Raw genomic sequence first — 9,467 nt, forward strand, 5'->3', positions numbered from 1 at the left:
CTGTCCTTAGGAACCTTGCGGGGTTTCAGATAATGTATTTTGAGCGACAGGGGTAATAGCAGAGCCATTATTCAGGCGTAGCTGCCCAGAACTGACCACTTGGTCGCCCTCCGCAAGTCCATGTTCAATTTCGATATTGCCATCAAAACGTTGCCCCGTTTTCACGGAAACGCGTTTGACCGTCATGGCGTCCCCAGTCCCTTCAGCGATAAATACCGTATCTCCGTAAGCAGTGTAGGTGACCGCCGTTTCAGGAATGGTCAACACCGCATTGTTGGCTTGTCGCACCACGGTGACATTGGCGTACATACCTGCTTTTAGCTTGCCATTGCTGTTATCCAGCGTAGCTTGCAACGCAATTGTTCGGGATTTGCCAATCAACGGATCAATCGCCGTCACTTTGGCAGGGAATGGGGTTTCGGGGTAAGCATCGACGGTGATATCTACCACTTGCCCTTGATGCAATTCCGGGGAGGCTTGCTCATCCAATGAGAAATTCAGCTTCAACGTTTGGGTATCCACAAGGCTGGCTATCGCTTCACCAGGACTAAGGTATTGCCCTTCATGGACTTGGCGAATACCAATCGTGCCATCGAATGGGGCATGAATGGCTTTTTGCGCAATCAGTGCTTGGGTCTGCTGAATCAGCCCTTGTGCCATATCGCGCTCGGCACGGGTACTATCCACCTGCGCTTCTGCCACTAAATGTTGCGCAGACAGAGAACGGGTTCTGTCATATAGGCGGGCAGCATTGCGGTATTGTGCTTGATAGCGAGCTAAATCTGCACGTTCCACCGCATCATTGAGCTGCACCAGTAATTGCCCTTTTTTGACCTGTTGACCGGATTCAAAACCAATTTTGGTGATGCGCCCACTGGTTTCTGCGGCTACAAACACCTGACTACCCGCTTCTAATTCCCCCACACCGTAAAAAGTGCGTGGAGCATTAGCCAAGGTGACGGGAGCAAGAGCCACTTTCACTGGAGGATACTGATAAGCCGCTTGTGGCTTATCGTCTGAGCTGGCGTAAGTCGAGTAAATGGCGGCTCCCCCACCTACGGAGAGAAGCCCTGCACATAGCAAAGTTAGCGTTTTTTTATTCATTATCATTGGCATCTTAAATTGACAATTAAAGAGGCTGGCACTATAAAACCTTAAGTTAAGTTGAGGTCAATAGGGGGAAAGAAGAAATGGTGGGTAAAACCATGAATACGATAAAAACGCGAAAAATTGCCGCTGAAAAGGTGGATTTTTCACGGGCACTGACGGTAGGAGAAGTGGCTAAGCGCGCAGGCGTTCCGGTTTCTACCGTACATTTCTATGAGGCGAAAGGGCTGATTCAAAGTACCCGAACACAAGGGAATCAACGGCGTTTTCCACCTGTGGTTTTACGCTACATTGCCATTATCAAAGTGGCACAAAGCACAGGTATTCCCCTCAAAGAGATCCAAGATGCACTGGGTCAGTTTCCGGCAAACAGCAAGTTGACCGCGGAAGAGTGGAAAGGGATGTCAACGGAATGGAAAAGTTCATTAGATAGACGAATCAAACAGTTAACTCGGTTGCGCAATGAGTTGGATCACTGTATTGGTTGTGGTTGTTTGTCTCTCAAAGATTGCCCATTGCGCAACCCTGAAGATATCTTAGGTCATCAGGGTTCGGGCGCCCAAATCCTCGAACGTCCTTAAATCACACTTTTCACTATCTGGATAGCCACGGCAAGATGTGGCTATTTGTTCTGTATTATCATCATGTTATTAAATAAATAGCCGCGCTGTGTGGATAATCTTTGCGCATATGGGCTACAGGCTTTTGCCTTTTTTGCGTAATGATTCGTCATGTTAATTTTTTGTGAACGAATGAGAGCAAAGAGGGCACAGTGATGAAAGGTCTGAATAATAAAATTGCCATCGTGACGGGTGGTGCAACCAAAATCGGCGCAACCGTGGCAAAAATCTTATGTTCCTATGGGGTCAAAGTCACCATTTTTGATATCGACAAAACCAATGGGGAAATTGTGGCGCAATCGGAGCCCAACATTGATTTTCTACCCGTAGATATCACTGATGACCAACAGTTAAAGCAAGGTATTGACCGCGTTGCGCAAAAATATGGTCAACTCGATTTTTTGGTTAATCTGGCCGCCACCTATCTGGATGACGGTCAAGCCTCTTCACGTCAAGACTGGCTAACGGCATTAAATATCAATGTGGTGAGCGCCGTGATGGCAGCGCAATTTGCCAAGCCTCATCTAGCCAAAGCGGGCAAAGGGGCAATTGTTAACTTTACCAGTATCTCCTCTTCGGTGGCGCAAACGGGTCGCTGGCTCTATCCCGCATCGAAAGCTGCCATGCTAGAAGTGACGCGTAGCCAAGCGATGGATTATGCCCCCGACGGTATTCGCGTCAATTCTGTTTCCCCCGGTTGGACATGGTCTCGGGTGATGGACGAATTGACGGGTGGCGATCGCCAAAAAACCGACCGTGTCGCGGCGGATTATCATCTTTTACAACGTGTTGGCGACCCTGAAGAGGTGGCTCAAGTTGTGGCATTCCTACTGTCTGAGCTAGCGAGTTTTGTCACTAGCGCAGATTACGCGGTCGATGGTGGATACTCCGCCATGGGACCTGAACAGGCGAAACCCGCCATTCCCCGTCTTGCTGAATAAGACACCCTGATTTTAATTTTATCGAGGAATTCACTATGCGTCGTATTGCAATCGTAGGTGGTGGTCAGGCGGGTATGCCATTGGCATTAGGGCTGCTGGACAAAGGTTATGACGTGACGGTTGCCACCAATCGTACTCCAGATGATGTGAAAAATGGTCGCGTGATGTCCAGCCAATGTATGTTCGATATTTCGCTGCAATTTGAGCGCGATTTAGGGATCAACTTCTGGGAAGACAAATGTCCGCCAGTAGAAGGTATTGGTTTTACTGTCCCGCATCCTGAAAAGGCAGGTGAAAAAGCCATTAGCTGGCGCTCACGTATCGATAATTATGCTCAAGCCGTTGATCAGCGGATCAAAATGCCTTACTGGCTGGAGTTATTTGCCGCTCGCGGTGGCAACTTGATGATTGAGGATGTGGGCGTTGCCGAGTTAGAGAAACTCGCCGAAACTCACGATTTAGTGATTTTAGCGGGAGGAAAAGGGGAAATCGTTAAGCTGCTAGAACGTGACCCTATCCGTTCTCCGTATGATAAACCTCAGCGTGCGTTAGCGCTCACGTACGTTCACGGCATGCTGCCAACTCCTGAATTTTCACAAGTTTCATTCAACCTGATACCGGGTGTGGGGGAATATTTTGTGTTCCCATCTCTAACCAATAGCGGCGACTGCCACATCATGGTTTTTGAAGGTGTACCGGGTGGGCCGATGGATCAGTGGGGAGAAGCACGTACACCACAAGAACATTTGGCCTACAGCAAAAAAATCATCGATACCTATTTACCGTGGGAAGCAGAGCGCTGCCGCCATGTGGAGTTAACTGACGAAAATGGCATTCTGGCGGGGCGCTTTGCCCCAACAGTCCGTAAGCCAGTTCTCACGCTGCCATCAGGCAAAATTGTCTTTGGTTTAGGGGATGCATTAGTGACCAACGATCCACTGACTGGACAAGGATCGAATAACGCCACGAAAGCCAGCAAAGTCTACTACGACGCTATTTTAGCCCGTGGTGACAAGCCGTATACGGCGGAGTGGATGAACGACACGTTTGAGCAATTCTGGAAATACGGTCGCCATGTGGTGGAGTGGACGAATGCTCTATTGGCGCCGCCACAGCCGCATGTTCTTAATGCATTAGGCGCAGCGCAACAACTGCCAACCTTAGCGCACACCATCGCGAACGCCTTTAACTATCCGCCAGTTCTTGCACCATGGTGGCATGATGCCCATGCCTGCGATGCCTATATTCAATCGCTGATGCAAGAAGAAGTTCGCGCTTCGTAGGAGAAATCAGTATGTCGATGATTGCAGAGGACACGCTTATGTGCGAAAGCGAATGGGGTCATACCGAGTTTGAATCGAAAACCTTACGCAATTTACTAGGCTGCTACCCCACAGGGGTAGCAGTTGTGACCACTCGCACCCCTGATGGACGTGACGTTGGATTGACCATCAACTCATTTGCGTCACTGTCGCTCGACCCGCCTTTGGTGCTATGGAGTTTAGTTAACCATTCGCCCAATCTCGCGGTATTTCGTGATTGCCAACATTTCACGATCAATATCTTAGGCAAAGATCACCAAGAGTTAGCAATGCGTTTTGCTAATCCTCGAATCGAAAACAAATTCGAAGATGTAGCCGTACACATCACGCCAGAAGGGATCCCCGCCTTACACGGCGCGATCGCCACCTTAGTGTGTGAAAACCACAAGCAAGATCATATTGGAGATCACTTATTGATGGTGGGGCATGTACGCCGTATCGGCAGTGAAACAGGCAAGCCTTTAGTTTTCCACGGCGGCACATTTACCGCTCTACATGAAGCGCAATAGGCGCAGGAGATAGTATGGAACAGCAAACTTTGATGTCATTTGCCAGCGAGTTACAAAAAGGCAATATTCAGATTATCGACCTGACACAAACCTTATCGCCTTCATTTCCGGCATTGCAACTGCCCGCTGAGTTTGGGCAAGTGTGGTCATTCAAAATGGAGCAAATTTCCCGTTATGATGAGAATGGTCCCGCTTGGTATTGGAACAATTTTAGCTGCGGTGAACACACCGGCACCCACTTTGATGCTCCCATTCATTGGATCAGTGGTAAAGATCAGCCAAAAAACACCGTTGATACCATCCCGCTACACCACTTTATTGCCCCAGCGGTAGTGGTTGATGCAAGTAAAGAAGTCGCGCAAAACCCCGATTGGGTCTTAACTGTGGATTTCCTGCAAAAGTGGGAAGAGAAACACGGCAAAATTCCAAAAGCGGCATGGGTTTTACTACGTACAGATTGGTCGAAAAAGTCCGATAACCCAGAAGCGTATGTGAATATGCGCGAAGATGGCGCTCACACGCCGGGTCCTTCTCAAGAAGCGGTTGAATGGCTTATCCATCAGCGTGATGTCAAAGGTTTTGGGGTTGAAACTATCAATACGGATGCGGGGCAATCTTACAGCTGGCCAGTGCCATACCCGTGCCACACGCTAATGCACGGCAACAATAAATACGGTCTGCAATGCTTGAAAAACCTCGACCAACTACCGGCTACTGGAATGGTGATCGTCGCTGCGCCTCTGAAAATTGAAGGCGGTTCGGGCAGCCCATTACGCGTGCTTGCGCTGGTGGGGTGAGGTATGGCGACCTTATCCAATCCCCAAGTGATCGTGGTCGGCAGCGGGATGAATTCGCTGATGTGCGCCGCCTTATTGGCGGTGCGTGGGAAATCGGTTTTGGTTCTAGAACGTAACGATCGCTTTGGCGGTTGTATTCGTACCGAAGCGTTATTTGAAGGCTACACTCACGACTTACTTTCATGCTGGTATTCACTGTTCGTTGGTAGCCCAGGCTACCAAGAGTTAGCGCCATTGCTTCAACAACAGGGTTTGGAGTTCGCGCAATGCGATTATTCCACTGGATTGGTGCAACCTGATGGCAAATCTGTGGCATTAAAGCGGGATATTGCGCAGGCTGCTAAGCAGCTAGATGCTATCGCCCCCGGAGATGGCTTAGCGTTTCGTCAAATGGCAGAAAAACTGTTTAGCGAAGATGCCGCACTGACATTTGGTTTATTAGGGCAAAACCCCTACAGCGGCGGCATGTTCAAGTTGCTGTTTTCCGAGTGGCGCAAACGCGGTGTTGATGGCTTGCTGGATTTTGCTAAATCTGGCATGGAAAGTTTTCGTCGCTGGTCTGAGCGGGAATTACAGCATGATTTTAGCCGTGCGTTGATGGCGCCGTGGGTGCTGCATACGGGGTTAGGGCCTGATGAAGCCAGCTCGGCGCTGATTGGTAAACTGACGTTTGCCGCGGTTGTGGCGGGTGGAATGCCCGTTGTCAAAGGTGGCAGCTATCGGATTGTCGATGCGTTTGCCAAAGTGATTGAGCAACATGGTGGTGAGTTACGTACCAACGCCCATGTGGAGAAGATCATTACACAAGGCAGCGGTAAAAATAGCCGTGCCACAGGGGTTCGTGTGAATGGGCAGTTTATCCCTGCGAGTGAAAGTGTGGTGTGCAACGTAACGCCAACCCAGTTATATGGCGGCTTGCTTGATGAGGTTTCACCACAAGTGAAGCAGCGGGCGAAAGGTTATCGTTATGGTCGCGGTGGGATGCAAATCCATTTTGCGCTAAGCGCGCCGCCACCTTGGTGTAACCCTGAATTACTGAATGTGCCGTTGGTTCATTTCACAGAGAGCATGGAACAAGTGTGCTTATCTGTCACGCAAGCCAATAATGGCTATCTACCTGATCGCCCGACGTTTGGGATCGGTCAACCGACCACATTAGACCCAAGTCGTGCCCCTGAAGGCGGGTGGATCTTGTGGATACAAATGCAGGAACTGCCTCGCCATCTTAAAGGGGATGCAGCGGGAGAAATTGCGATCCCTGAAGATGGCCGTTGGAATGATGCGGTGCGTGAAGCAGTTGCCGATCGCATTCAGCAGCGTTTAGAAATGGTGATGCCGGGGGTGTCTGATTTGATAGTCGGTCGTAAAGCAATTTCCCCAGCCGATCTTGAGCGTTATAACTGCAATCTGGTGGGGGGGGATCCTTATTCAGGAACCTGTTCGCCAGATCAATTCTTTTGGTTGCGACCGTTTGCCGCTTCAGGGCAGACCAAAGCGCATCAAACAGCAGTCAAAAATCTGTTCCATATTGGGGCATCAACCCATCCGGGCCCCGGTCTTGGCGGGGGCTCTGGGTATTTAGTTGCTGAGAAATTAGCAGCGAAGAAAAAGCGGTAATAGAGAATGGGCCTGAATCAATTCAAGGCAAGACAAACACAGCAAACATACAAGTAAACATCAAAGTAAACATATAAAAAATATCATAAAACCACTACAGCGGCAGGTAAATGATGAATAAAGAAATGGTGAATAAGCTGCTCGTCGGCTCGTGCTTGGGTGCACTGTCATTTGGTGCTGTCGCAACAGAAGGGGGCGGTCTTGGGATCTACCCTGATGGGCTAGAAAACTTTATGTCTGGCGCACTGCCACCGCAAGGTGTCCATGTGTTGGTCTATGGTGGAAATGCCCACTATGACAGTGTTCGCGACAACAAAGGCGATAAAATTCCAATCCCCGGGTTTAGTGTGAATGTGAACGTACTCGCACCACGTTTTATCTGGGTAACAGACCAAAAAGTGTTTGGTGGCGATTTAGCGTTTCATACCATCCTTCCTTTGTTGGATGTGACGGCGAAGGCGGCGGGGAATAAAGAAACCAGTCGTGGACTCGGGGATATTACTTTTGGTCCCGCACTCGGTTTCCATCCTTCCGCTGACTTGCATTATGTCTTAGGGCTGGATGCTTACGCGCCAACCGGAAAATACAGTAAAACCGACCCATCAAGTTTAGGGAAAAATTACTGGGTATTACAGCCGGTGTGGGCAATCAGCTACATTCCTCCTGTCGGGGTGAATGCGGATTTAAAAATGATGTATGACTTTAACTTCCGTAACAATGATACGGACACGCGTTCAGGGCAAGCATTCCACGCCGATTATGCATTAGGCTGGGGCTTTGGTAATGGCTGGGTCGCGGGTGTTGGGGGTTATGGATTTATGCAAACCACCAATGACAGTGGTCCAAACTCAGCGCAAGGTAAGGCTCAAGCTTTCGCAGTCGGTCCTTCAATCCGTTATGCAAACCCACAAGGTTGGCTATTTACGGCGAAGTGGGAGAAGGATTTTTCTGTGAAAAACCGTCCTGAAGGTTCACAAATTTACCTCAAAGCGTCTATTCCGTTTTAATTCCTTCCTCCTCAATATTGGCAGCCGAAAGGCTGCTGATATTGAAGTACGTAATTCTTATTACCTATTTTCATTTTCAGGTGATAGTTGAGCCTTCCATATATGAAAAATGACCGTACAGCTTGCTAATCAGCCATACGGTCACTTTAACCTAGATAGGTTTTAATACGTGAATTTACGCTTTTTTCATACTTTGGCTTGGACTCTCTCCATAGCGTTGCTTATATTCTGCGCTAAACCGTCCCATGTGGGCGAATCCCCAGCGTAGTGCCACTCCTGTCACGCTGGTGGCTTCCCCTGACATCAATTCGGCTCTAACTCGCTCCATACGCAAATCACGTAAATATTGCATCGGGCTAATATCTAAAAACTCTTTAAAACCGGCATATAAACTGCGCAAACTGACACCAGCAATATGGGCGAGTTGTTCAACGGTAATCGGTTCATGGGCGTGTGCTTCGAGGTACTCTTGAACGCGGCGCACATGACGCGGGCGAATGGTGGCTCGGCGCATACCCGAATCTTCTAAATAATTATGCTGGTGGGTGGAAAGTAGGGTAACAGAAACCAACTGCTCTACTTGGGTGGTTATCAGTTTATGCTGCAGTAAATCAGGTGTACGTGTAGCGCATTCAACCAAATAATTCATCAACGTACGCCATGCAATACAAGACTGCCAAGCAAACCCTAATTCAAAAACTAATGGTTTCTCTAAGGTATGCCCAAGCTGCCCAACTAACGTACGCTCTAATAAAGAACGAGAAATTCGTAGCATAAATTGGTCATTGTCACTGTTCCAACGCATCACCGTAGACTCTTCTGGGCTAAGCAAAGAAGCCATTTGTGGTGTGGATTCTAAAGTTTTCCCGCCACTTTCGATAATTGCACTACCTGATAATGGCATTTGCACCAGGAAAAAATCTTCCAGTTGTCCAGGGGTGATAGCGACATCTGCCCCATAGCGTAGCCGGCTGAGAGAAATATCCCCCATTGGAATGTAATGCATGCGAGCATCAAGACGCTGATGCTGGTTAAGTAACTGAAATTGATGAGGCTTCATCACACGCCCCACCATAGATTTAATCTCTTCAGGATCAGCAGAACTGAATAATAATCGCTCAGAAGAACAGAGTTGGTTCTCTATCTGAGGTGCAGGTGCGTAAGGCCATGAATTGCTCAACATAAGGAGGTGCCTCCAAAGTAAACACTGTGACCTTGATAGGTTGCCTAGCGAGTGTCGCGATAAGCTAGGATCCTCGAGGGTCACTATGGGATATTTCGATATCTCATTGTTATTTTTTTATTATCTTCGACTTATTACACAGGTCGATTTTATTAACATTTTATTAAACAAATTTTAACCAATTACGCTTCGAACATAGCATAAAGGAATTTGCTTACCTAGCCATATTTGTGCAAAAACTATCCAGATACTGCAAAAAAATAGAGAGAATTCACTGAATGTGATTTCTATAACAAACTAAAAAATAAAGTTATTCTTATTAATTTTTAGTTATAAATATATGATTATTCATATTGTTTTGTAT

Annotated in this window: 9 protein-coding genes; 7 read left to right on the forward strand and 2 right to left on the reverse strand. The window is 48.1% G+C overall.

Translation table 11 applies throughout. The features are described 5' to 3' along the window. Window positions 1-6: 6 nt before the first annotated feature. Window positions 7-1,104, reverse strand: coding sequence for an efflux RND transporter periplasmic adaptor subunit (locus JK188_RS06970; RefSeq protein ID WP_211887883.1), 1,098 nt, complete (start codon window positions 1,102-1,104; stop codon window positions 7-9). A 101-nt stretch (window positions 1,105-1,205) separates the two neighbouring features. Between JK188_RS06970 and soxR the strand changes: the two genes are divergently transcribed. The 7 genes from soxR (at window position 1,206) to JK188_RS07005 (ending at window position 7,920) form a co-directional block, all read left to right on the forward strand. Beyond that, entirely contained in the window at window positions 1,206-1,688 is a 483-nt protein-coding gene (gene soxR, locus JK188_RS06975) for a redox-sensitive transcriptional activator SoxR (protein WP_187128693.1), read from the forward strand. Window positions 1,689-1,882: 194 nt separating this feature from the next. After that, a complete protein-coding gene (locus JK188_RS06980) occupies window positions 1,883-2,668 on the forward strand; it encodes an SDR family oxidoreductase (RefSeq protein ID WP_211887882.1) in 786 nt (261 codons plus the stop codon). A gap of 35 nt (window positions 2,669-2,703) precedes the next feature. Next, window positions 2,704-3,951, forward strand: a complete 1,248-nt coding sequence (locus JK188_RS06985; RefSeq protein WP_108479303.1) for a styrene monooxygenase/indole monooxygenase family protein — start codon at window positions 2,704-2,706, stop codon at window positions 3,949-3,951. A gap of 11 nt (window positions 3,952-3,962) precedes the next feature. After that, entirely contained in the window at window positions 3,963-4,499 is a 537-nt protein-coding gene (locus tag JK188_RS06990; protein ID WP_230082440.1) for a flavin reductase family protein, read from the forward strand. A 14-nt stretch (window positions 4,500-4,513) separates the two neighbouring features. Continuing rightward, on the forward strand, window positions 4,514-5,296 hold the full coding sequence (locus JK188_RS06995) for a cyclase family protein (RefSeq protein ID WP_211887881.1): 783 nt from the start codon (window positions 4,514-4,516) through the stop codon (window positions 5,294-5,296). A gap of 3 nt (window positions 5,297-5,299) precedes the next feature. Continuing rightward, the gene (locus tag JK188_RS07000; RefSeq protein ID WP_211887880.1) at window positions 5,300-6,913 is read left to right on the forward strand and encodes a phytoene desaturase family protein; all 1,614 of its coding nucleotides are present in this window, start codon (window positions 5,300-5,302) and stop codon (window positions 6,911-6,913) included. 110 nt (window positions 6,914-7,023) lie between these two features. Further along, complete coding sequence (locus JK188_RS07005; RefSeq protein ID WP_036955277.1) at window positions 7,024-7,920, forward strand: SphA family protein; 897 nt, start codon at window positions 7,024-7,026, stop codon at window positions 7,918-7,920. Between the two features lie 175 nt (window positions 7,921-8,095). Here the strand turns inward: JK188_RS07005 and JK188_RS07010 are convergent, their stop codons facing one another. Continuing rightward, entirely contained in the window at window positions 8,096-9,103 is a 1,008-nt protein-coding gene (locus JK188_RS07010) for an AraC family transcriptional regulator (protein WP_036955273.1), read from the reverse strand. Window positions 9,104-9,467 lie beyond the last annotated feature (364 nt).

The sequence above is a fragment of the Providencia sp. JGM181 genome (assembly GCF_018257375.1).
Classification (GTDB): Bacteria; Pseudomonadota; Gammaproteobacteria; order Enterobacterales; family Enterobacteriaceae; genus Providencia; species Providencia lanzhouensis.

Excerpts from the sequence above, each read along its gene's own strand:
- JK188_RS06970 (WP_211887883.1), bottom strand. The coding sequence starts at position 1,104 with ATGAATAAAAAAACGCTAACTTTGCTATGTGCAGGGCTTCTCTCCGTA.
- soxR (WP_187128693.1), top strand. The coding sequence starts at position 1,206 with ATGAATACGATAAAAACGCGAAAAATTGCCGCTGAAAAGGTGGATTTT.
- JK188_RS06980 (WP_211887882.1), top strand. The coding sequence starts at position 1,883 with ATGAAAGGTCTGAATAATAAAATTGCCATCGTGACGGGTGGTGCAACC.
- JK188_RS06985 (WP_108479303.1), top strand. The coding sequence starts at position 2,704 with ATGCGTCGTATTGCAATCGTAGGTGGTGGTCAGGCGGGTATGCCATTG.
- JK188_RS06990 (WP_230082440.1), top strand. The coding sequence starts at position 3,963 with ATGTCGATGATTGCAGAGGACACGCTTATGTGCGAAAGCGAATGGGGT.
- JK188_RS06995 (WP_211887881.1), top strand. The coding sequence starts at position 4,514 with ATGGAACAGCAAACTTTGATGTCATTTGCCAGCGAGTTACAAAAAGGC.
- JK188_RS07000 (WP_211887880.1), top strand. The coding sequence starts at position 5,300 with ATGGCGACCTTATCCAATCCCCAAGTGATCGTGGTCGGCAGCGGGATG.
- JK188_RS07005 (WP_036955277.1), top strand. The coding sequence starts at position 7,024 with ATGATGAATAAAGAAATGGTGAATAAGCTGCTCGTCGGCTCGTGCTTG.
- JK188_RS07010 (WP_036955273.1), bottom strand. The coding sequence starts at position 9,103 with ATGTTGAGCAATTCATGGCCTTACGCACCTGCACCTCAGATAGAGAAC.